This is a genomic window from Clostridium sp. TJA038 (assembly GCF_058310255.1).
The window spans coordinates 900,358-924,755 of the sequence record NZ_JBZEFA010000001.1 but is presented as its reverse complement, the minus strand read 5'-3'; the positions used below and the strand labels follow the sequence as shown (position 1 = coordinate 924,755).

The 24,398-nt window shown below is 28.2% G+C and carries 14 protein-coding genes and 1 other RNA gene; 3 read left to right on the top strand and 12 right to left on the bottom strand.

Annotation, left to right across the window (positions count from 1 at the left end; genetic code table 11):
* Positions 1 to 127: 127 nt before the first annotated feature.
* On the bottom strand, positions 128 to 5,767 hold the full coding sequence (locus AC4FQV_RS04365; RefSeq protein WP_491164634.1) for an NPCBM/NEW2 domain-containing protein: 5,640 nt from the start codon (positions 5,765 to 5,767) through the stop codon (positions 128 to 130).
* Positions 5,768 to 6,200: 433 nt separating this feature from the next.
* On the bottom strand, positions 6,201 to 7,583 hold the full coding sequence (locus tag AC4FQV_RS04360; protein ID WP_491164632.1) for an MFS transporter: 1,383 nt from the start codon (positions 7,581 to 7,583) through the stop codon (positions 6,201 to 6,203).
* Positions 7,584 to 8,089: 506 nt separating this feature from the next.
* Here AC4FQV_RS04360 and AC4FQV_RS04355 point away from each other — a divergent pair.
* The gene (locus AC4FQV_RS04355) at positions 8,090 to 8,839 is read left to right on the top strand and encodes a GntR family transcriptional regulator (RefSeq protein WP_491138554.1); all 750 of its coding nucleotides are present in this window, start codon (positions 8,090 to 8,092) and stop codon (positions 8,837 to 8,839) included.
* A 42-nt stretch (positions 8,840 to 8,881) separates the two neighbouring features.
* Here AC4FQV_RS04355 and AC4FQV_RS04350 read toward each other — a convergent pair whose 3' ends face one another.
* Together AC4FQV_RS04350 and AC4FQV_RS04345 are read right to left on the bottom strand one after the other, a co-directional pair.
* Positions 8,882 to 10,063, bottom strand: coding sequence for a NupC/NupG family nucleoside CNT transporter (locus tag AC4FQV_RS04350; protein ID WP_491164629.1), 1,182 nt, complete (start codon positions 10,061 to 10,063; stop codon positions 8,882 to 8,884).
* Between the two features lie 408 nt (positions 10,064 to 10,471).
* Positions 10,472 to 11,593: a S41 family peptidase gene (locus AC4FQV_RS04345; protein WP_491164627.1), complete on the bottom strand. Its 1,122-nt coding sequence runs from the start codon at positions 11,591 to 11,593 to the stop codon at positions 10,472 to 10,474.
* A gap of 331 nt (positions 11,594 to 11,924) precedes the next feature.
* Between AC4FQV_RS04345 and AC4FQV_RS04340 the strand changes: the two genes are divergently transcribed.
* A complete protein-coding gene (locus AC4FQV_RS04340; protein WP_491138558.1) occupies positions 11,925 to 12,377 on the top strand; it encodes a DUF1097 domain-containing protein in 453 nt (150 codons plus the stop codon).
* Between the two features lie 83 nt (positions 12,378 to 12,460).
* On the opposite strand, the gene AC4FQV_RS04335 is transcribed toward AC4FQV_RS04340, so the two are convergent.
* From AC4FQV_RS04335 to AC4FQV_RS04325, 3 genes are all read right to left on the bottom strand, one after another.
* A complete protein-coding gene (locus tag AC4FQV_RS04335; protein WP_491164625.1) occupies positions 12,461 to 14,947 on the bottom strand; it encodes a hypothetical protein in 2,487 nt (828 codons plus the stop codon).
* 183 nt (positions 14,948 to 15,130) lie between these two features.
* Positions 15,131 to 15,491: a transfer-messenger RNA gene (ssrA, locus tag AC4FQV_RS04330) on the bottom strand.
* Between the two features lie 302 nt (positions 15,492 to 15,793).
* Positions 15,794 to 16,372: a xanthine phosphoribosyltransferase gene (locus AC4FQV_RS04325; protein ID WP_491138576.1), complete on the bottom strand. Its 579-nt coding sequence runs from the start codon at positions 16,370 to 16,372 to the stop codon at positions 15,794 to 15,796.
* A gap of 168 nt (positions 16,373 to 16,540) precedes the next feature.
* Here AC4FQV_RS04325 and AC4FQV_RS04320 point away from each other — a divergent pair, with 168 nt between their 5' ends.
* The gene (locus AC4FQV_RS04320) at positions 16,541 to 17,530 is read left to right on the top strand and encodes a tetratricopeptide repeat protein (protein WP_491164623.1); all 990 of its coding nucleotides are present in this window, start codon (positions 16,541 to 16,543) and stop codon (positions 17,528 to 17,530) included.
* A gap of 84 nt (positions 17,531 to 17,614) precedes the next feature.
* On the opposite strand, the gene smpB is transcribed toward AC4FQV_RS04320, so the two are convergent.
* The 5 genes from smpB to gadC form a co-directional block, all read right to left on the bottom strand.
* Complete coding sequence (smpB, locus tag AC4FQV_RS04315) at positions 17,615 to 18,085, bottom strand: SsrA-binding protein SmpB (protein ID WP_491138578.1); 471 nt, start codon at positions 18,083 to 18,085, stop codon at positions 17,615 to 17,617.
* Positions 18,086 to 18,325: 240 nt separating this feature from the next.
* Entirely contained in the window at positions 18,326 to 20,581 is a 2,256-nt protein-coding gene (gene rnr, locus AC4FQV_RS04310; protein WP_491164620.1) for a ribonuclease R, read from the bottom strand.
* A 220-nt stretch (positions 20,582 to 20,801) separates the two neighbouring features.
* The gene (gene secG, locus AC4FQV_RS04305; RefSeq protein ID WP_491138581.1) at positions 20,802 to 21,032 is read right to left on the bottom strand and encodes a preprotein translocase subunit SecG; all 231 of its coding nucleotides are present in this window, start codon (positions 21,030 to 21,032) and stop codon (positions 20,802 to 20,804) included.
* A gap of 278 nt (positions 21,033 to 21,310) precedes the next feature.
* A complete protein-coding gene (gene eno, locus AC4FQV_RS04300) occupies positions 21,311 to 22,603 on the bottom strand; it encodes a phosphopyruvate hydratase (RefSeq protein ID WP_491138583.1) in 1,293 nt (430 codons plus the stop codon).
* 224 nt (positions 22,604 to 22,827) lie between these two features.
* Positions 22,828 to 24,285 carry a glutamate/gamma-aminobutyrate antiporter gene (gene gadC / locus AC4FQV_RS04295; protein WP_491138584.1) on the bottom strand — a complete coding sequence of 486 codons (1,458 nt, stop codon included), beginning with the start codon at positions 24,283 to 24,285 and terminating at the stop codon, positions 22,828 to 22,830.
* Between the last annotated feature and the right edge of the window lie 113 nt (positions 24,286 to 24,398).

Genomic DNA, 24,398 nt, shown 5'->3' with positions numbered 1-24,398 from the left:
ACCTTCCCTCTCTTTTTAAAGCTTAAAGGATTTAACTTTTAAGAAAAATAAAATTAATATACAAATAAGTTTTAAATAAAAAAGAAGGAGCACTTTAGTACTCCTTCTTAAATTTAAGCTAAAAATATTATTTTAATTCACCTTGCATATAAGTTAGGGTAAATACAGCTGAACGTATTTCTTCATCTGTAGAATTTGGATTATTGTATATATCACTTGCGTAATCTATAGCCCAAACAAAGTTTTCCCATCTTATTTGAATATAGCCTTTATTCTCAATTTTTTTAGCTTTTTCTATAGTTTTTTCAAGTTCTACTCTGTTTTCTTTAAGAACTAAATTCTTCTTAGCAGTTTCTAATTCCTCAGTCATAGAGTCTATTTCTTTTTGAGTTGCTTCTTTATTTTCTAAAGTTTTCTTAGCCTTTGCAAGAACCTCTTCATAAGCTTTAAAGCTATTTTGTTCGTAATTTAACTTTTGTAACTTACTTCCTTCCTCTACAAGACTTTGAAGTTTTGTAAAGTCAGTTTTCTTAACTAAAGCTTCATAAGAAGTATTTAACTTTTTATAAAGGTTGTCTACTTCCTCTTGGTTATATCCATCCTTTAAGCTTTCTTGAACTTCTTTTAAAGTATTTTGTAAGTTATTAAAGCTTTCTTCTTCATAGATGCTTGGATTTAATTTTTCTACCTTTTCAACTAAGTCATTTAAAGGAGCCTTATCTATAGCTTTTCCATTTTCATTTGCATAGTATAACTTACAATCTCCAAAACTTCCATGGTCTGAACCATTTCCATTTCCTCCATCTGTAACTACTAATTTTAATTCCTTAGCTCCATTAATATCTACTAAGACATACTTAGCTGGGTCTTTTGAGTTCATTAATCCACTATCAAATTTCTTTTCTCCATCTACATAAACTTCAAAGCTTACAGAACCTATGCTTCCATACATTTCTCTGTCTACTCCTACATATGAGCTAAAGTAGTCAAAGTTTTTATCACTTAAATCATAAACTATTGTAGAAGTTGAGTGAGCTCCTAAACCTCTCTCATAATTTACAGCTTGTCCTTTTTCGTTTGTTAAGCTTATAGTATGTGAATCTATAGATTTATCCTTCTTAGGACCTGCATAAGTGTGAGTTTCTTTCTTATAGTCATAATCTGTTAAATATTTAAAGTCATTCATATCAACAACAGCTATAGTTCTATCTTTAAAAACCTTATTTCCATCTTTATCTTCTACAGTATAAGTTATTTTATATTCACCTGGCTTATCAAAGTTGACATCCCCTTCAACTTGAACCTTATCTGTTAAATCTCCATCTTCTACATCAATAGCACTAAATTCACCCTTAACATCTATAGGTTTTCCTACAGTTGTTGAAACAGATTTTGGAATATTTAATTTTGGTATAGCATTAGAAGTTACTAACTTAGCATCTGCAAAATCTGCATGGTCTGAACCATTTCCATTACCACCATCTGTAACTACTAGTTTTAATTCCTTAGCACCTTTAACATCTACATTAACGTACTTTTGACTAGTTTTGCTTCCCATAACTCCACTATTGAATTTTTCTTCTCCATCTACAAATACCTTAAATACAACAGATGGGTTATCTCTAGATCCCATAGCTTCATCTACACCTACATAAGCTTCAAAGTACTCGTAATTCTTTCCTTCTAAGTTATAAACATACTCAGCTGGTGCATGAAGTCCTAAACCTTTATCATATTTTACATAGTCTAAGCCATTTAAAAGAGCTATTGTATTTCCACTAATACTCTTATCCTTTTTAACTGTTCCGTATCCTACTTCTGCTTTTTCAGCTTTTAAATCACTTAAATAATCTTTTTCACTAACTACCCTAACCTTAGCAGTTTCTGTGTATGGCTTATTATTATTACTTAATATTTCATAAGTTACTTCATATTCTCCAAGGTTAGATGTATCAACATTATTTGCTTTAACCTTAACCTTGTCTTTTAAAGAATTACCCTTAATATCAAAGGCATTTACATAATTTTCAGGTTTAAATTCTTCACCTAATTGTAGGGTAATTACAGGATTTACAACTAAACGAGGTTTTGTAGATTCTACAGTTATTGTGTCTAAAGTATTTAACTTCTTGTCATAAGGAGTGATTTCATAAACTCCATTTCCATCTACTGTTGAGTTTCCATCTACAAAGGTATTCTTATATGCAAAACCTACATACTTACCATCTTTACGTATTTCATAACCTAAGATATTATTTTTATCTTCATCATTTACATCAAATATAAACTTAACTTTTCCATCTTCATTAGCAGTTTTTATATCAACCTTTGCCTTATCAGTAAATCCATCACCTTTATACTTATAAGCAGTTTCATTTATGAAGTAAATCTTCTTATCTGGTTTTTTATACTTTTTACCTATTTCTTCTTTTACTTTTTCATCTACAAAGATACCATGTCTAGCAAAGAACTCTGTAAGGTCTAATTGCATAGCATCAGAAGCTGCAACAACCCAAGATTTATAAATATCTTCTCTGCTATGGTTTCCAAAGTCTTTATTTCTAAATTCTCTTTCAAATTTTCCATAGAAAGTATCATCATAAATTGTTAATTGCCATAATGGTGCTATTTGAGTTAAATCAGTACCGCCACCTAGCTTATTGTTTGAGTAATCATCTAAACCTACTTTAGGATAGATTCTCTTACCCCATACATCTTCATAAGTCATCTTTGTTTTTCCATCATTTTCTTGTTGGAAATGTAAAGACATCATATTATTTGTAACCTCTGGAATAGTTCTTCCATTAGTATCAAAGTTGTGTCCAAGCTCATGGGCAACTCCCCATCCTTTATCTGCATTTAATATGCAATCTTGGTTTCCAGGTCTTATACCTAAAACACCATTTGCAGCATTCATAAAGGCATTTCCGCTTAAGTTCTTAACCATTGGCATTATTCTAAAGTTAAAGTCTGAGTTTACCTCATTTGAATTATCAAATCCCCAATAATTCATTGCTTCTTTAACATAAGCATCCCAAGCTTCAGCAGTATATTTTGGAGTTTTTCCTGTTTTCTTATACCAATCTAAAGCGTAAGTAGCCTCAGTAAATTCAAGAGATTTATCTCCACTTACTGCAAAGATATTAGGTGTTGTATCAGGCTCTTTCTTAATTTTCTCTACATAAGCTTCTAATTCTTTCATAACCTCTTGGTCATCAGATTTTCCTAATATAAATACAGGGTATTTTGAAGCACCTTCTATTCTAACCTTTGGAGCTTCTGTTTGTCTGTCACTTTCATAGTTTGTAAAGTATAATTCTCCACCTTGTATTACATTTTTAGGTATTCCATTTGAATCATAATCTACAGTTGGTATAACTATTTCATTATATCCTGGTTTTAATTTAAAGTTTACAGAACCACCATGTTGAGTAAGAGCTTGTTTATATAATAAAGTTGGTGTAGGCTCACCTGGTTTAACATCTACATAAACCTTTATTTTATCTCCAGGTCTTGCACTATAACCTGTTATTTGCCAGTCTTGGAAACGCCAAACCTTTCTCTTTACAGCTTCTTCTACAGAATTTCCTCTTCTCTCTAAAGTAAATACTTCTTCCTTTCTTGGAGATGAAAGTATAGATTCTGCTAAATCTATATTAGGTTTAAAAGTTTCATATAAAGGATTCTTACTTGCAGCCTCTCTTAAAGCATTTATTTTATCAAGACTATTAAATTCTTCACTAACTTCACTCATAGTACCATCTGTAAATAATTTTGGTATGTAGGAATAAACCTCATCTGGTTTATAGAACATTAATTCATTTATAGATGCAGAGTTTTGAGAAGATTTATTAAATACAATTTTAACTCTCTTAAACTCAGTTGGGTTAAATTTAACTTCAACTAAACCTGAAACATCTTGAGAAGTTGCATTTGCTACTAAATTATAAGTGTCTCCCTTGCTAGTTCTAGATGCATATATAGAAACATCTTCCCCAAAACCTTTTAAATCGCTTTGTCTTGCACCATATAAGATTCTATCTAAAACTACAGGTTCCTTAAATTCAACCTCTACAGTGTTTTTAAAGGAATTTGTATTTAAATTACCTGTTTCCCAGTAAGTATCTAAATTATTATCTATTGCAGCCTCAATCTTTTTATCTGCATAATGTCCACCATTATTTTTAATAGATTTTATATTGTCATAAGGCACTCTATATAGCTTATTATACTCATCATTTTTATTGTAATTTATGCTTATACCATTAGTTGCTACAGCTTTTACATCCTCTTGGCTTAAAATAGCCTTAGCATCATTTATGCTATCTTTATAATCTGTATATAATGGGTGTTTTTTAGCTTCTTCTTCTAGCTTTTTCATTCCCTCTTCATTATTAAACTTATCTGAAAGTTTAGTGTAAGTGTTATCTGCATAAATTGAGTTCATATCATCTAAAACAGGGTCTTCCTTATAGAACATCATTTCTGAAGCAGTAGCTGTTCCATTGTTTTTAAATACAAACTTAATTCTCTTAAATTTAGTAGGGTTAAATCTAATTTCTTCAACATCTGCAGTTTTCTTACCTGTTCCTTCTGCCACTAACTTAAAGGTATCTCCTTTACTTGTATCAGAAGCCCAAACCTCAAGGTTTTCTGCAAAACCTACAGTATTCCAAGCTGACCTATAAGCTATTCTATTTAAAACAGTAGGTTCTTTTAAAGTGAAGATAAGTTCATTTTTAAAGGAATCTGAAGTATGCTTTCCAGTTTCCCAGTAAGTATTTAAATTATCATCTATTATATTTTCAGTTCCTACACTTCCATTTAATTTTCCACCAGTACTTGTTATACTTTCAATATTGCTATTGTCCATTTTAAAGGCTTGGTCATAAGCACCTCTTTCCATTGAATAATAAGGTGCAAACTTAGTCATAGTAGTTTTTGTAGCTTCTATTTCCTGTGAATTTAATAAAGCCTTTGCATTTTCACATTCTTCTACATATTGAGCATGTAAAGGATGGTTTTCTGCTTCCTTCTCTAAGGCATCAATACTTTCCTCAGTTTGATAAGCCTCTGAAACCTTATTCATTTTTCCATCTGTGAAAAGCCCCTTCATATTATCTCTTACTTTATCTTCCTTATAGAAAGAAAACTCTGAAGCTGAAGCCCAATCTCTTTCCGCCTCGTCAAAAACGAATTTTAATCTTTTAAATTTTGTTGGGTTAAATTTAATTTCAATCATATCATTTATAGAGCCATTATACTCTCCGCTAGTAACTAAATTGAAATTATTACCAGAATCCTCTAAAGATGCGTAAACCTTAAATTTCTTTGCAAACCCCTTTCCTCTTGTTCCGTCTCTTCTTGCTGAATAAACAATTCTATCTAATTCTACAGGTTCTTTAAAGGTTACAACAACCTCATTTTTAAAGTTTGCATCATTATGCTTTCCTGTTTCCCAATGAGTATCTAATCTTCCATCTATTGCTTTATCAATAGTAGAATTTCCATATACTCCTCCGTTATTAGTAATTGAGATTATTTCATCTCTCTTTACCTTAAACTGATTGTCATATTCCTTTAGACTTTTGCTATTTTCTAAGTCAAACTTATTTACAGTTGCTTTAGAATTTTCAACCTCATCTTTATTTGACTCTATTTTAGAAGCCTCTTTATTTATATCCTCTGCAAAAACATTCATAGTTGTAGAGGAAACGTTAATAAACATTGTTGCTAAAAGCATAGCTGCTATTTTTTTCTTATTCATTTTTCTTCCTCCTATTAGTTTTATATTTGGCTTATCTAAAAGTGCACTAAGAAAAAACCTTTAAATTTAATTATGCTAAATTTCTACAAAAAATTTATTAGTTTAATCTTTTCATCTAAATTTTTTATATTTTTTATAATAAAATTAAAATTCGCTTTAAAGCTTTAAAAATATAATATCATATTTTCTAATAATCATTATCACTTTTGTAAGAAAATTCATAAATAATAGGTTCTTTTTAAATTATATTCACAATTTTAACAGTTTAACAATATTTATTTTTTCTAAAAAAAGAAAAACCTAGAAAATACCCTCTTTAAAGGTAATTTTCTAGGTTCTATATGTTATTTGTAAAGTGTGTGTGTTTAGTATTTTTAAGTTATAGTTATTTATATTTTTAAAAAATCTTTTTTATTTAGAAAAACCTATATTCTTAATTTTTCTCTTTTCTTCCTACTAAGAAGAAATATAGTAAAAGTGCTATTAAAGAAATAATAGCTAAAACTATTAATACATTGCTGTAATGAACTACTAGATTTTCCTTAAATAATCCTGTTATGTTATTTTCTAAAAGCTTAGTTTCCATAAGTATTGCAACATAAGCTATTCCTATAGAAGTTGCTATGTTTAAACAGAAGTTATAAAAACCTATAGCAGTTCCTGTCTTTTCCTTTGGTATAGTTCTTGTTAAAGTGTCAATCATAGGTGCATACATTAAGGCAAAAGAACTTGAGAATAATACCATAACAAGGATAAGTACAAAAATATTACTTTTAACAAAGAAAGCACCAATTAAAAGACTTATTATTATTCCTAAAATAGCCCCTTGAATACATTGTTTACTTCCTATTTTTTTAGAAACCTTTCCTGATAAAGCACCGACTGTAGCTGCAATAACATAAGAAGGTACTAAAAGTAAAGATATTTGGTCTAACTTATATCCATATAAAGTATCCACAAGGAATGGGAACATAAATATAAATGCAAGTTGTACGCTATATATAACAAAGGCTACAAGTAATACTGATATAAAGTTTCTATTCGTGAAAAACTTAATGCTTATAAAAGCATTTTCATTTTTGCTTATGTATATTAAAAATAAGGAAAGTGCAACTAAAAATCCTATTAAAACAAACCAGTTAAAGCCTGATACAAAAACCATTAAAGTTGCAGCCACTGCACCTACTAAAATAAAGCCTACATAATCTACATTACTCTTTTTAATTTCTTCTTTAGGGATATACTTTAAGATAAAAGGTAATATAAGTAGAGTTAATAAAGGAATTAAAAATAGTACTTGCCATCTTAAATATGTTGAGATATATCCTCCTGCAATTGCTCCAATTACTTGAGATATCGCATAACTACTTGTACTAAAACCTAAGTATTTCTTATGTTCACTTTCTTTAAAATATTTAGCTATAAATATTACATATAAAGTTTCTGCACTTCCTAGACCTGCAGATTGAATTATTCTTGATATAACAATAATTAAAAATGAGTTCTGAAAAATAAATCCTAATAAAGAACCTACACATATTAATATAATACCTAAAACTAAAAGTGTTCTAACGCTTATAGTATCTGATAAAGAAGCATAAACAACAGCTCCAATTCCAATTACTAAACCAGCTAAAGTAACTTGCCAACTAACTTCTGTAGCTGAAATATTAAAAGCTTTAGCTAAGTCCGACGAAATAATTTTAAATGAGTTGTCAATAACTAAAGCAAAAATCATTAAAGCTAATACAGCAGGTACTGCCTTTTTAACTTTTACTTCTTCTACCTTTTCTAAGGCATTAAGTGAAATATCCATTTTAAAACCCTCTCTTTTCCTTTGTTTTAATTTAATTTACTAATAATCTTCACTAACTTGTCTAATATTTTTAATCCATCCTCCCTAAATATCGTTTACAAAATATACTAAAATCAAGGCTTTAGCACATTTATTTAACTTGTCTATTTTTAGTCTATTTTTTAGACAAGTTAATACTATCATATCTTTATTTCAATTTCAACACTTTTTATTAAGCTTTATTTTCCTTCATTTTATGGGAAAATAAGCTATTTAATAGAGTTTTTAACTAAAATCAAGAAAAGCATCTCATACAAAACCTAGTAACTTGTCTAAGAAACTTGTCTACTTTTAAAAAGATATGTTTAATAAAAATAAAAAATATATATTTTTTCCTAAATTTTCTTCTATTTTTATATACTTTAACAAAATAAAATCTACTTAATTTAAATAAAGAAAAATTTATGATATACTATTTTTGTTAAAGAATGTATATAATATAAAATTAAAATAAGTTAGGTGTTAAGATGAAATTCACTATAAAAGATACTAAAGATTCAAAAAAATTACTCTATAGAGAAGTTTATGATAAACTCTACAAAAAAATCATAGAGGGTGAATATGCCCTAAATTCAAAACTTCCTTCAGAGCCAGACCTTGCAAAAAGCTTTGGAGTTAGCCGTATGACCTTAAGACAGGCTTTAGCCCTTCTTCAAGATGATGGCCTAGTAAAAAATATAAGGGGAAAGGGAAATTTCATAACAACTCCTGAAAAATCTTTAAAAAAAGACTTTTTAGAGTTAATAGGAAATCCTATATATAAATGTCATACAGAAAAAATTGAGGATATAGATTTAGAATTTAGATTAGAACTTCCTAGTGATTATACTAAGGAGGTTTTAGAAAAGGATTCCAAGGCTGTAGTTGCCTGTGAGCGTTATTATAAAAAAGGAGATAAAGTTTTAGCCTATGCCTTTACCTTTATGGATTTAGAAAGAGCAGAGGAATTTAATTTAGACCTTCATAAAGAAGAAGAACTTTTAGACTTTCTTGAAAATAAGTCCTATGAACTTTCAGAAAGCTCCTTTTTAGAAATAAAACACTCCTCAGCAGGAAACTCCCTTAACCCAAAATATAAATTAGTTGGGGGAAATCAATGTGATTTAATTTTAGAAAGTCTTTACACTAAGGAAGATGCTTATCCTATTCTATTTAATAAATACTATATCCCTTCTCAATATAGCACTTTTAAAATAAAGGCTAGAAAAAAGGAATAAAAAATAAGGTAGCAAATAACTACCTTATTTTTTTATCTTAAATTATATTATAAGTCCTACTATGGTAGCTGTTAACATACTTACTAAAGTTGCTCCATATAATAATTTAAGACCAAATCTTGCAACTACATTTCCCTGCTTTTGATTAAGCCCCTTTACAGCTCCTGAAATAATTCCAATTGAAGAGAAGTTTGCAAAGGAAATTAAAAACACAGAAACAATTCCTATAGTTCTTTGAGATAAATGTAAATTTCCACTTGATAATAAATTCATAGCTACAAATTCATTAGATACAAGTTTTGTTGCCATTACACTAGCAGCTTGTATAGATTCATTTACAGGCACACCCATTAAAATAGCAAAAGGAGAAAATACATATCCTAAAATCTCTTGAAAGCTCATTCCAAAAATCGCTGTAAATATCATGTTTATTACGGCAATAATTGCAACAAAACCAACTAACATAGCAGCTACTATAACAGCTACCTTAAATCCATCTAAAATATATTCTCCAAGAACCTCAAAAAAGCTTTGCTTCTTTTCCTCCTCCACAATTAAAATATCATCTTTCTCTGATACTGTATATGGATTTATAACAGAAGCTATTATAAAGCCTCCAAATAAGTTAAGAACAATAGCAGTTACAACATATCTAGGCTCTAATAAAACCATATAAGAACCTACTATAGACATAGATACTGTAGACATTGCAGAGGCACATAGAGTATATAATCTATGCTTTGGCAGTAATCCAAGTTCTTTCTTTACAGAAATAAAAACTTCAGATTGCCCTAAGATTGCTGAAGCTACAGCATTATAAGACTCTAACTTACCCATACCATTTATCTTACTTAAAACTAAGCCTATGTACTTAATTACAAAAGGAAGTATTTTTAAGTATTGTAAAATACCGATTAAGGCAGAAATAAAGATTATTGGTAAAAGAACACTAATAAAGAATGAAAATTGATCATTATTAACTAATCCACCAAATACAAAGTTTACTCCATCTCCTGCACACTCTAAAAGAACTTGGAAGCCATTTGCAATACTTCCTACTAAGTAGTTACCAACCTCAGTATTTAAAAGTAGAAAGCCTAATATAAATTGTAAAATAAGCATTAAAACAACGGGCTTATATTTTATATTTTTCTTGTCGCTACTTCCAATCCAGGCAAGGGCTAAAATAACTATTAATCCTACAACTCCAATAATATATTTCATTTTTTCCTCCTTTTTTATAACCATAAATTTAAGCACCCTTATTTTGTGCATATGGTTAAATAAATACACCTTTAGTAGATTGATTTTTTAATAAATTTTAAAAAGCTTTTAAAGAAAACCTTTAAAAAAACTTTTAAAAAAATATTAATTTGTACATTTTTTCGACACAATTATAAACATTTCAATTATAAATTTCTTTTAAAATTCTGTAAAGACTTATTAACATTTAAAATCAAAGAAGAAGTAGTCCTTATTATAATTTAAAGGGTATGAATACGTTTCGAACAAAAAAATACAGATTTTATTCCTTCTTAGGAATTTTTTATAAAAAAAACCACCCTTTTTCTAAATTTTAAAGGGTGGTTTAATTTTTTTATTTGCTTTTAAATTTAAAAAACTAATATTAATTTACTCTAAACAAGGAAGCTTTTCACAAGGATTTTTATAATTACTTAATTCCTCATAAACATATTCCTCTGGATAAAGAGACATAACAGAATCCTCGTCAATAAGTCTAAAAAATTTTGTTGAATAAGATATTAAAAACTTGCTATTAGGAAGGGGAAACCTTAAAACTTCTCCATAAGAATTAGGCTTTCCTCCTGTTGGCTCCCCAATTATTTTAACCTCTGTATTATTTTTCAAATCATAAGCATTTATAAGTGCCGAAGAAAAGGTTTCTCTACCTATTATAAGTTTTAAGTTTCCTTTTTTATTTATCCTTTTATTCTCTTTTAAATAATCTATTAAAGGAGTAAATAAAGTTGAATCTCCTCCTAAATTATTCCTAAAATCTATAATTACCTTCTCTATTTTCTCTTTTTCAATTTTATCTATAATTTTTTTAATTTTATTTTCTATGCTTTCCTCTCCCTTTTCTCTACAACTATTATATTTTATATATAACTGCCCCTTATTTAAAAGCTTAAACCAAAGATTGCAATAATCTTTTTTAGCATACAAAGGAAGATTGTGATTTACATAATTTAATTTATCAAAGGAACAAGTTTCTAAGCTATACTCCCCACTTTCTAAAGTTATATCTATTTTATCCATAGTATCACTTACTAAAAGTCCATATAAAACCTCTGCTATTTGCATATACTTCATACTTTGAGCCTTAAAAAAATACTCATTTTCAAAGGATATAATCTTTGAAAGTTCACATAAAACCTCTTTAATTTCCATATCCCCAAGGGCTAAAACTTTCTGAAAAAGCATATGCTCATATCCTTTACAAGCATTTATAATATAAACTCCTTCCTTAAAATAATAAAATTTTAAGGGAATAAATCTTTTAGCTGGAAATACAAGAGATGTATGAGCATCCTTTATAGAAGCAACAATTCTAGAAATTTCAACCTTCATCTCCTCATAATCTAAGCTATTAACAATAGATTTTAAACTCTCTACCTTCTCATTAAAACTTTCCTCACTAGTATAGGCAAATAAATTCTTATGCCTTTTTTTAAGTTCCTCTCTTAAATACTCAATATCTTCTACCCATTTTTTCTCCCATAAACTTTCCATAATTTCTCCTTTAGGAGAAAGCTAAAGTTAATAAAACTAATAAACTTCTCCTTAAATATTTATATAAAAACCTTTTTAAAATTTCTTTATACCTTTATATTTTAACACATAATAAAGTTGATTAAAGGTTTACTTTTGGATAAAATATTAAAGTACGACATATTTTATTAACTTTCTTATTAAAATAGACTTAAATAAAGTCTAGGCTTAAATATATTAATAAAAGTCTAAAAGAAAAATAAATAAAACTTAAGTTTAAAGTAAAAATAAATACCTTTAAACTTAGATAAAACTTTAAAAACACAAAAGATTAAAATTAAGGAGGATTTTTATGGATTTACTTTCATATGTAGCTATTAGCGTTGGTGTACTTTCTGGAGTTTGGGCATGGATGGCCTCAACCTTTAATATGGTAAGTTGGACTGGTTTTGTAGGATGGACTAGTTATTATTCCTCAGGGGGAATGAGTAAAGGACTTTTTAAATCACTATTCTCAAATGCCACAGGAATTATATATGCTCTTCTTATTATAAAAGGTTCTTCTATATTTCCAAATGAATACTGGTCTTACTTTTTAACAGCCTTCTTCTCTTTTATGATGGTAATTCAAGCGAAACTTAAAAAGCTAGAATTTATATCTGGAGCATTTTGTGGCTGTTTCTCAACCTTTGGATTAAATGGAGATTGGCAAGCTGTAATACCTGCTCTTCTTTGTGGAAATATTCTAGGATATATCTCTCAAAAAATAGGAATATACTGCCACAAAATCTTTTCAAAAAAATAAAAGAAAGACTTTATATTAGAAAACTAATATAAAGTCTTTCTAATTTTTAACTAAAAACTATTTAATACATAAATAGTATAAATTTATTTAAAGTAAGATTTACCTATTTTTTGTTTTAAATCATCCATTAACTTCTCTGCTATAAACATAAATTTAGCATAATCTCTAGTTACTAATGATATCTCCTTACTTCTATCTAACTCCTTATTACCATCCTCTTCAGCTTTTTTATTATTTATACTTATAGATAAAAGCAACATAATATAAATATACATCTGAGTATACAATTCCTTATCTGTTTCATCTTTTAAAGAATTTAATTTCTCTTTTAAAGATATATTGTCAATATTTATATAATATATATATTCTTCAAAATCTTTAACATAAACTACGCCACTTTCTTCGTTCATACCAGATATATACTCTTCTTTTTTAACTACTCTATATTTAGGAAGTCCTATAGAAGTTTTTACATCTTCCTTTTCCTTTTTAACTTCTTTTTTCTTTCTCTCTATTAAGTTTAAAGATATTTTACTTTCAAAATACTCCTCTTCATCACAATAAAGATATACTAAAATATCTTTCTTACAAAGTTTTTTTCCAGCTATATTCTTTGAAAATATAAGTGTAACTTTTCCATTTTTAAAAATTCTGCTAAAATCAGTTATTTCTTTATTATCAATATATACTTTTATCTTACCTTTATCTCTGCTTCTTATAAAGAAATCATCTACTGCATCAGTACTAAATCTTATTCTAAAGGACTCATCAATATAAGCTTTTTTATTATATACCCCTTTATTAACATTTTTTAAAAGCGGAAAAAAGTATGTAGGATAATATTTTTTTTCTATATATTCCTCTGGTTTTCTCTTAGGATTATTCCTTGATGTACTATTCACATTTCCTGTTGTTCCTAAATCACCATCATCTTCATCAGAATCTATTTCAGTTTCTTTTTCTTCACTTGACTCTATATTATTAAAAGGATTATTACTACCTAAAAGCAAACTACTTACAGTTGGATCCTTTTCAACCCATTCTTTCATTATTTCTTCAATAGCCTTATTATCAGATACATTTTTATCTTCAGAAGATTTTATTATGTATTTTCTAAATTCTCTAAGTTCTTGACTTTTTTCAATTATATCTTTAAGCTTTTTTTCAATAGTTTTTTTAGGAGCCTTATCATAAAGTCTTTCTCTATCTGTCATAAATAGATTACTTCTAAATTCTGTAGAAATGTTAGGAAATTCAACTATTATTATAATTAAATCTTGTATGGCACCAAGCCCTGCATTATTTAAAAATCTAGCAGTAAGTCCTCCTTGAAATTGTTGACCTAAACAAAATTTAATAGCTCTTGAACCTTCAATTAACTTTGAAGCAGTTAATTTCGAAGAATCTCTTTTATTACAACAGTATATATGAGTTAAAACTTCTTGTTCTTTAACTTTAAATTCAACATCTATCTTATTATAAACTAAGCCTTCATTTTTATGCTCATCATCTTTACTATTTTCCTCTATTATCTTTTTAAATCCTCTAAAATATAAATTATTACTTGACTTATTTTTTCTACAATCTACAAATCTAATAGGTAAATATGTATCATTAATATATGAAGCTAAATCATATTTTAAATGACTATTTAAAGGACCTTTTTTAGATAATTTATAATTATATAATTTTATTGCTGTACCACACTTAGCATTTTCACTATAAGGTATAAATCCCTTACAAGCCCCCTTATAATCTAGATATTTTTTAGATTCAATACTATTAAGTTCTTTTGGTAAAATAGGTAATTCCTCTTCATCAATTGTAGGTACTTGTCCATTAGGGGCGTAATATGTATAAACCGGGTCTTTAGCATCGTCTCTTATTTCCCTTCTTATTAAAGTCCATCCCCACTTATTTCTAGTATCATCCTTTAAATCAATAAAACTTTTTGGAATATCAATATTTCTCTTACTTAAAACCAAGCAATATCCATAATTTCCACAATACATTAAAGCACCGCTTCCACCTTGATTATAATTACCTTGAGTAAAGGGAATTGATTTTTTATTTCCTTTTAATAAAGATAAGATTGTATCTTGTAAATTTTTTGGTGTTTGTCCTTCTCCTCTATCAAAAATAATTAAATTGGCATTATTTCTACTTTGACTTGCATTAGGCATACAATCCTTGTTAGTTGCCATAAAAAGTATATTATTTCCTAATTCTTTTTCAAGCTCCTTACTAAAATTAGATGTATCTCCATTTTTTAATCCAAAAAACTTCTCTATTGCTTCACTAGGAGATTTAGGTGCATTTTCTCCTTTAGGGTCTAAACCAATCTCATAACATCTTTTCATTAAAACAGCATCAACAGAATTTGTAAATTTTTCAATTAAAGCTCTCTCTGCATTAGAAGATTGATTACCTATAACACTAAAATTACTTTCATTTTTTCCATAAGGAACCCAATCTTCTATATTATCCATTTTTAAGTTTTTTATAATTTCATTTATTTCTTTTTCTGTTTCTGCTTTATATAATTGCATAAAACTTTCTTTTGTACTCATAACCTTTCCTTTCCGAAACTTTTATTTTATTATTACATTTATTTAATTTTAATACATAACTGTTAAATAAGTCCATAAAAAAAATTAAACGCAAAAAAAATTTATTGATTTTTAAAATTAAATTAAATTTTTAATAAAAAAGAAATAAAAAAACTACTTACAAATAAATGTAAGTAGTTTTCATGGTGGAGGCGACGGGTGTCGAACCCGTGTCCGAAAGCAGACCAGTAAGACTTTCTACGAGTGTAGTCTTGTGTTTTAAAATTCCCTCAAAGAACGTCCACAGACAAACTTTCTTCTTGGTAAGCTTCATAAATTCCGTTCCTAGCTCAAAGCTTTGCTAAGCTCGGTTCCCCACTTTTAAATGACACCCTTACTCTCAACCGTGGGCAATTGAGGAAGGATGAGCAGCGCTAAATTAAGCTGCTAATGCAAAATTATCTTCTGCGTTTATCTTTAATGCATACTTTATTATCGAGGCACCATGCTTCCCTCGACTCGCTTATCAAACCCATCTTACCCCCGTCGAAGCCAAAACGCCCCCTTATATGAGATAATATGGTCTAAACGCTAAAAATTCCATATTTAATTTTTAAGTTATAATAGTAACAAATTTACTTTTTTAATTATATATCAATTAATTAATTTAGTCAAGGGACATATATTTTTGTTTGTAAGAGATAATTCCTTGACTAATTAATTAACTTTTCAACACTTTAAAACAGACAATTTATATAATACATAATTATCATAAAAATATCAATGGTTAAATTTACCTAAATTAAAACTTTTCATCTTTTGTTTTCTTTATAATAGTATAATTTTCTTAAGGATTAAATATTAAATTTACTTAAAGTAAACTTCCCCATCTTCTATCTTATCTATAGTAACTAAAGATTCAACTCTTATTCCCTTTTCCTCTAGGTGAGTTCTTCCATTTTGGAAACCTTTTTCTATAACTATTCCAACTCCAACAACTTCAGCTCCTGCTTGTTTAACAACATCTATTAAGCCAAAAACTGCACAAGCATTTGCTAAAAAATCATCAACTATAAGAATTTTTTCTCCTGGTTTTATAAACTTTTTATCAACCACTACATTATATATTGTTTTTTTAGTAAAGGAATAAACCTCTGAATGAAATACTTCCTCTCTTTTGTTTCTTGGCAATCTTTCAATTTTTTTACCAAATACAACAGGCACATTATCAAAATATTGTGCAGTTATTATTCCTAAGGCGATTCCTGTAGATTCAATTGTAAGGATTTTATCTACTTTATCATTTTTAAATCTATCTTTAAATTCTTTCCCTACTTCATTAAAAAATTCTACATCCATTTGGTGATTTAAAAAAGAATCAACCATTAAAATATTATCTTCTGTAACTCTTCCTTCTTTTTTTATCTTATCTTTTAATAGTTCCATTTTTGGTTACATCCTTTCTTACTATTAATTTATAGTTAATAACTTTATTATATCATAATGGAAAAACCTATTTCCATTTAATTTTATTATAACTTATTATCTCTATACATGTAATCATTTTTATAAATTCTTTATATAATATATTAAATAAATATGTAGGAGATAAAAATGAATTCCCTTAAATCCTTAAGTATTATACCTCTATGTATTTTAGCCGTAATTATAATATTATATTTAATACAAACAAATGAAAATATTAAAGAAGCAAGAGTAGAAAGATATTATAATGCAAAAAAGTATAAAATGGCCTACTATATTTTAGAAATGTATAAGGAAGATTTAGAACCTTTATATTTTCATACCTTTAAAATACTTATCTTAAGAAAAGAAAAGGAATTTTCTAAGGCCTATGAAGCCTGTATAGAAGCTTTAAAAAGTATAAAAGAAGAAGAATATGATGTATCCTTTTTATGTAACATAGCCTATGTTTATTTTGACCTAAAACTTTATAATAGAGCTTTAGAATATGTTGATAAAGCTTTAGAGATAGACCCTCTAGACCCTTATTCTTTAAACCTTAAAGGATACTACTATAATGAATTTAAGGATTATGACAAGGCTCTTTATTTTTTTAATAAGACTTTAGACATTTATAGGCCCTATAAAGAAGCAATCTTTGGTAAAGCCTCTTCTTTATTTGGAAAAGAAGAATACTTTTTATGCATTAACTGTTTAGAGGACTTCCTTAAACTAGATAAATCTAATCATTTAGTTTATAAAAAATTAGGTGAATGTTATTTTCTTTTAGGTAATTATAATAAAAGTGCAAAAATGTATGAAAAAGCTTTGCACTTAGAGAAAAAAGAAGAAAACTATTATTTTGAATATGCAAAGGTTCTTATTTACCTAGAAAAGTATGATAAGGCCTTAGTCAATTTAGACAAGGTTTTAAGTTTTTCCCCTTATAATTTCATGGCCTTTTATCACAAAGCACAAGTCTACTCTATGCAAAAGGATTTTGACAATGCTTTTTATTATTTAGAAAGAGCCTTTACTCATTCTCCTTCTTTAAAAGAAGTAGCTCTTAAAGATGATATGATGACAAACCTAAAGTTCTTTTCAAAATTTAAAGAACTTTTAGATTCTAAAGATACTTAAAAAATATTAATTAAAAAAATAATTTAATTTATAAAAAGCACTTAAAAGACCTTTAAATCTTTTAAGTGCTTTTTCAAAGAAAAATTAATATCTATTTCTTTCCTTAAGCTGTCTGTCCATCTCTCTTTTATGAGCCTTTTCAAGCATAGAATCTCTTTTATCGTAATTTTTCTTACCTCTACAAACTCCTAGATTAACCTTAACTCTTCCATTTTTTAAATATAAAGAAAGAGGGATTAAAGCAACCCCTTGTTGCTGAACTATTCCTATTAATCTTTGAATTTCACTTTTATGTAGAAGAAGCTTTCTCTTTCTTAAAGGGTCAACATTAAATATATTTCCCTGCTCATAAGGACTTATGTGCATATTATTTATAAATATTTCTCCATTATTTATATCTGCATAACAATCCTTTAAATTTACTCTTCCATTTCTAATAGACTTAACCTCTGTTCCAACTAAAGCTATACCAGCTTCCATAGCTTCATCTACAAAGTAATCATGTCTAGCTTTTCTATTTTCTGCTAATGTTTTATTGTCTTTTCTCTTTGCCATACATCTCACCTACTATGGTTATATTAAAAGGATTTTTTACTTTAAAAAGCAAAAGACCTCTTATTTTCTCTCTTTGCTTATTATTTTAACATATTTACTATTTAAATGTAAATTAATAAAGCTTTTCCTAAAAGTAGTCTCTTTAATGATTAAAATCTATCCTATATTACTACTTTTAATACTAAATAAAAAAGAGGTCTATTTTAAATATAAAGGCTTATTATAAAGTTTTATAACTTTTTAAAGTTCTTCCTCTGCTGTTGCCTCTCTAGGTTCTATAATTTCAACCTTACCTTCTTTTTCAAGACTTTTCTTAACTTCTTCTAATAAAGTTTCTCTTTTCTTAGTTTCAGCTTCTTTTTCCTCTAAAATATATTTATCTTCAACTATTTCAAAATAAACTTCTCTAGTATCCATCTCTACTCTTGAACAAAGAACTTTAACCTTTTCTCCAAGTTTATAAACTTTCTTAGTTCTCTCACCTATTAATTGGAGATTTTCTTCATCATAAATATAATAATCATCTCTAAAGCTTGTTACATGCACAAGACCTTCTATAGTATTTGGAAGTTCTACAAAGGCTCCAAAACCAGTAACTGAAGATATAATACCATCAAATACTTCTCCAATTCTGTCTTTCATATACTCAGCTTTTTTAAGATCATTTGTTTCTCTCTCAGCTTCCTGTGCAATTCTTTCCATTTCTGAAGATTGCTTAGATGCAGAATCTACGATATTTAAAAGCTTCTTACTTCTTTTTGCATCAATTTTTTTATTTATATATTCCTTTATAATTCTATGAATTTGTAAATCTGGGTATCTTCTAATTGGAGAAGTAAAATGACAATAATATTCAGCTGCTAAACCAAAATGTCCTAAACATTCAGGAGAATATTTAGCTTGCATCATACTTCTTAAAAGTAAGGTATTTATTACAAGTTCTTCATCTTTACCCTTAACCTCTTCTACAACCTTTTGTAAATCAGAAGGTTCTATAACCTCTCCAAAATTAAAGGAATATCCTAAGCTATAAGCAAAGTTTTTAAACCTTTGAAGTTTTTCATTATCAGGTTCTTCATGCACTCTATAAACAAAAGGAACCTCAACTTCATGCATAGCCTCTGCTATAGTTTCATTACAAACTAGCATAAATTCCTCTATAATTCTATTAGCTATGGCTCTTTCATAAGGTTTTATTTCTATTGGCTTTCCTTTTTCATCTAAAATTATTTTGCTCTCTGCAAATTCAAAATCAATAGCTCCTCTGCCCATTCTTCTTTTATTTAATATTTTACAAAGTTCTTCCATATCCTTAAAATCTTCTACTAAATCTTTGTATCTTTCTATTAACTCTTTATCCTTATCTCTTAAAATTTTAGTTACGTCAGTATAAGTCATTCTCTCATTAGTTCTAATTACACTTTCATGAATAGAATGATTAACTACTTTTCCTTTCTTATCTATTTCCATAAAACAACTTAAAGTAAGTCTATCTACCTGTGGATTTAAAGAACATATTCCATTTGAAAGTTTTTTAGGAAGCATTGGAATAACTCTATCTACTAGATAAACAGAAGTAGCTCTTTTAAAAGCTTCCTTATCTAAAGGATTATTTTCTTTTACATAGTGAGTTACATCTGCAATATGAACTCCTAATTTATAGTTTCCATTTTGAAGTTTTTCAATAGATACAGCATCATCTAAATCCTTAGCATCTTCTCCATCTATAGTAACCATTTTTAAATCTCTTAAATCTGTTCTTCTTTTTATTTCTGCATCTGGGATTTCCTCTGGAATTTCTTCTGCAAAGGCTAAAACTTGAGGTGGGAATTCTTCAGGAAGAGCATACTTTTTAATAACAGTTATAATATCTAGACCTAAATCTCCTCTATTGCCTAATATTTCTACTACTACTCCTTCAGGATTTTTTCTTCTACCATCTGGCCACTTAGTTATTTCAACAACAACTACATTGCCTTTTTTAGCTCCATTTCTATCTTTTTTAGATATGAATATATCATTTTGTATTCTCTGGTCCTGTGGTAGAACAAAACCAAAACTCTTGTTATCTTCATATATTCCTATTATTTTTTTATTAACTCTTTCAGTTATTCTTACAACTTCCCCTTCGCGTCTTTTTCCTTCTTGGCTTTCCTTTACAACCTTACCTAAAACTCTATCTCCGTTCATAGCACCATTTAAAGAGTTTTTAGGAATAAATACATCTTTTAATCCTTCTTCCTCTGGTATTAAAAAGCCAAAGCCTTTTTGATGTATTTGCATTTTTCCAGATATTAAACCAGCTCTATCTATTAAAGCAAATTTATCTTCCTCATCTCTAGCTATTAGTCCCTCTTGTTCTAGTGCCTTAAAGACCTTCTTAAATTGTTTATATTCAGCTTTATTTATGTTAAATATCTTTGATAGTTCTAACATGGTCATAGGTCTATAGGCTTCTTCTTTCATAAAGCCTAAAATTATATCTTTTATTTTCATGCTTTTTCCTCCGTTCTATATATAGATTTAAAGGCAACTTTATATTTTGCTTTAAAAAGCTTTTCTTAACTACACTTAATCTTTAAATTAATTTTTTCTCCTTATAAGAACTTATTTATTATAGTAATATAATATGTTTAAAAGTTCTCTTTAATTTAAGGAAATTTAAACCAATATAATTTAAAAGCCACCCTTTCTTTTATGGGTGGCCAAAAAATAACTATTTAACTAAATTTATAGCTAGGGTATTTAGAGCAAATAATATAGAAGCTATAACTGTAATTTTCATAAGTCTAGCCTCTCTTGTTCTACCCTTATTTCTTGAAAAGAAGCTGTTTTGACTTCCTTGAATCAATCCACTTAAGGCATCTGCTTTACTTGGTTGCATCATTATTGAAACCAAAATTACTATAGCTAAAATAGTTTGGACCACTACTAAAAATGTGTTCATAAGAAAACCTCCTAAGCTTTGTATAGTTGCATAATTCCATGCACTTATCATATCACACCAATTAAAAATTTACAATATTTATATACTTAAGTGTATAACTTTTATATAATAAATCATATTATATACTTTAATTATTTTTATTTTTATAATCATTTACGAGTATATTATTTAAGATAATATTTTCTAAAGTATATAAATAAAATACTCTTTCTTTTTAAAAGCTTTATATTTTAGAAAATAAAAAAACTCCTAAAAACTTAGGAGTTTTTTATTATTTATTATTTTAGGTTAAAGAAGGCTTTTCTTCCTCTATATTCTGCTACTTCACCTAATTCTTCATTTATTCTTATTAATTGATTGTACTTAGCTACTCTTTCACTTCTAGCAGGAGCACCTGTTTTTATTTGACCTGCATTAACTGCAACAACTAAATCTGCTATAGTTGTATCTTCAGTTTCTCCAGATCTATGAGAAACTACAGCTGTATAGCCAGCTCTATTAGCCATTTCAATGGCATTTAAAGTTTCTGTTAAAGTTCCTATTTGGTTAAGTTTTATAAGAATTGAGTTAGCAATTCCTTTTTCTATACCTGTTTTTAATCTTTCTGTATTTGTAACAAATAAATCATCACCAACTAATTGAACTTTTTTGCCAAGTCTTTCAGTCATTAACTTCCAGCCTTCCCAGTCCTCTTCTGCCATACCATCTTCAATAGAGATTATAGGATATTTATTAACCCAATCTTCAAAGAAATCAACCATTTCATGAGCTGTTAAAGTTTTTCCTTCATGCTCTAAAACATATTTTCCATCTTTATAGTATTCTGAAGAAGCTGCATCTATTGCTATAAAGAACTCTTTACCTGGTTCATAACCAGCTTTTTCAATTGCTTCTAAAATAACTTCAATTGCCTCTGCATTTGATTTTAAGTTTGGAGCAAAACCACCTTCATCACCAACACCAGTTGAATATCCTTTTTCATTTAAAGTTTTCTTTAAAGCATGGTAAACTTCTGCACAAGCTCTAACTGCTCTTTCAAAGCAATCAAAACCAACTGGCATAATCATAAATTCTTGAATATCTACAGAGTTATCAGCATGACTTCCTCCATTTATAATATTCATCATAGGAACTGGTAACACCTTAGCATTTACTCCTCCAATATATTGATATAGAGGAAGTCCTAGATAATTAGCAGCCGCTTGTGCTACAGCTAAAGAAACTCCTAAGATTGCATTAGCACCTAATTTACCTTTATTTTGAGTTCCATCTAATTCTATAAGAGTTTTATCTATGTAGGCTTGGTCTAATACATTTAGTCCTATTATTTCCTCTGCAATAGTATCATTAACATTTTCTACTGCTTTTTCAACGCCTTTTCCTAAATATTTTTCCTTATCTCCATCTCTTAACTCTACAGCTTCATATATACCAGTTGAAGCTCCTGAAGGTACTGCAGCTCTTCCTACTGTTCCATCTTCTAGATAAACTTCAACCTCTACAGTTGGAAAGCATCTTGAATCTAAGATTTGTCTTGCTACAACGTCAATTATTTCTATATATTGTTTCATCTTTAAATTCCTCCTTAAGAAAATTCAAGTTAATAATCAATTATTTTTATTCTTTACTTTTCTAATAAATTTTATGCCTTAATTTTAAGGTATTTTTAATATTAATAATATGATTTAAATCACATTACTGAAAATGATTATCATTAATCCTTTTCTTTAACTTCATAAAAAAGGCTCTCCTAAAGAAAATTTAAAAACTTATTTAGGAGAACCTTCTTATAAATTTAATCCTTATGTCTTAAGACAGCAGGGGGAGTGTTTTGTTCATGGGAGTGCATATATCTTTGACATAAGTCATAAATTGCAAAAGGTAATATTAAAGAAACTAAATAGCTAACTATAAGAATCCACATATACTCATGGGATTTACTTAAACTTCCTGCAATAGATGCTGGTGGTACAAAGGATATAAAAAATGCAAATATTGAAGTTAAAAGCCCAACTATAGAAACAATTAACTTAACAGGTTTTCCTCCTGGCATTTCATAAGCACCTTTTAATCCTTCTCCTAAGATAGCTTTTATATATCCTACAAAAAATAGTATATATCCACTTAAATATATAACAACTGTTAAAGACATGGCAGCTAAAAATGAAAGATTACTTCCACCAGCTCCAAAGGTTAAAACAGCTGCCCATATACTAACTATTACACCCTGTGCAATAACTAAATATACTGGTACGTCATGTGCATTTGTTTTAGCCCAAGATTTTGGTATAGCCCCTTCCTCTGCTGCTATAATCATTCCTCTTGTAGGTCCTACAACCCAAGAACTAACCTCTGCAATTACTCCAAAGGCAAGTAAAAGGGCTATTATCTTAACTAAAATTCTATTGTTTGCTGTAAAGTGTCCTAATAAAACTGCAAATGTTTGCACAACACCTGCACTTAAATTTATCTTATCCTCTGGTATAACTGCTGCTATAGAAAGTCCTCCTAAGGTACTTACAACAATTGCTACTATAACTAATAAAAGCATTGCTAAAGGATATTCCTTTTTAGGATTTTTCATTTCATTTGCATGAGTTGCAGAAGCTTCAACACCCATATAAGATAATATAAAGGAAACAAAAACAACTAATGTATCAATTTTTGAGAAATCTGGAACTAATTTATCCTTACTAGATATGTATATAGGATTTCCTTTTGCTATATATATAAGAGATAATATTATTAAAATAGCAGCTGGAAGAAGAATTCCTATAACAAAACCTATCTTAGCTATTTTAGCAGTATATTTTGTTCCTCCAAATTGAGATAAAGCTAAAACCCAAAATATAACTAAAACGCCTATAAATTTTATAAGTGGATTACTGTTTAAAGCAGGCCAATCAAAAACATAGGATAAAGCTCCTAAAATAAAGTAAATCATTGTTACAAAACCTACTGTTATTTCAAAAAACTCAAAAAACAGATTTGCAAAACCATATTTTTTACCTAAGTTTTTTCCTGTCCAAGTAAAAACACCACCTTTTTCCCATCCATCTACAGTAGCCATTTCTGCTGCACATAATGCAACTGGGATAAACCACAAAAATCCTCCTAAAAGCAAATAAAATACTAAGTGCAATTTAGATGTTGCAAAGGTTGGATACTCATAAACAGCCATTACCATAGAAGCTGTCATAGCAAAAAATCCAAATAGTGTCAATGATTTTTTTGGTGCTCCTTCCTCTTTCATTTAAACTCAACTCCTTTTAAGTTATTTGATTAGCTCAAATAAATCAAAAGTTAGTTCCTTCAGTAAGAAGTAAGAAACTTTTAAATTTATGAGTTATAAATTTTAATATTTTA

Coding starts and splice junctions, on each gene's coding strand:
- AC4FQV_RS04320 (WP_491164623.1), top strand. CDS start 16,541: ATGAATTCCCTTAAATCCTTAAGTATTATACCTCTATGTATTTTAGCC.
- secG (WP_491138581.1), bottom strand. CDS start 21,032: ATGAACACATTTTTAGTAGTGGTCCAAACTATTTTAGCTATAGTAATT.
- smpB (WP_491138578.1), bottom strand. CDS start 18,085: ATGGCAAAGAGAAAAGACAATAAAACATTAGCAGAAAATAGAAAAGCT.
- AC4FQV_RS04335 (WP_491164625.1), bottom strand. CDS start 14,947: ATGAGTACAAAAGAAAGTTTTATGCAATTATATAAAGCAGAAACAGAA.
- AC4FQV_RS04365 (WP_491164634.1), bottom strand. CDS start 5,767: ATGAATAAGAAAAAAATAGCAGCTATGCTTTTAGCAACAATGTTTATT.
- AC4FQV_RS04340 (WP_491138558.1), top strand. CDS start 11,925: ATGGATTTACTTTCATATGTAGCTATTAGCGTTGGTGTACTTTCTGGA.
- AC4FQV_RS04360 (WP_491164632.1), bottom strand. CDS start 7,583: ATGGATATTTCACTTAATGCCTTAGAAAAGGTAGAAGAAGTAAAAGTT.
- gadC (WP_491138584.1), bottom strand. CDS start 24,285: ATGAAAGAGGAAGGAGCACCAAAAAAATCATTGACACTATTTGGATTT.
- eno (WP_491138583.1), bottom strand. CDS start 22,603: ATGAAACAATATATAGAAATAATTGACGTTGTAGCAAGACAAATCTTA.
- AC4FQV_RS04325 (WP_491138576.1), bottom strand. CDS start 16,372: ATGGAACTATTAAAAGATAAGATAAAAAAAGAAGGAAGAGTTACAGAA.
- AC4FQV_RS04355 (WP_491138554.1), top strand. CDS start 8,090: ATGAAATTCACTATAAAAGATACTAAAGATTCAAAAAAATTACTCTAT.
- rnr (WP_491164620.1), bottom strand. CDS start 20,581: ATGAAAATAAAAGATATAATTTTAGGCTTTATGAAAGAAGAAGCCTAT.
- AC4FQV_RS04345 (WP_491164627.1), bottom strand. CDS start 11,593: ATGGAAAGTTTATGGGAGAAAAAATGGGTAGAAGATATTGAGTATTTA.
- AC4FQV_RS04350 (WP_491164629.1), bottom strand. CDS start 10,063: ATGAAATATATTATTGGAGTTGTAGGATTAATAGTTATTTTAGCCCTT.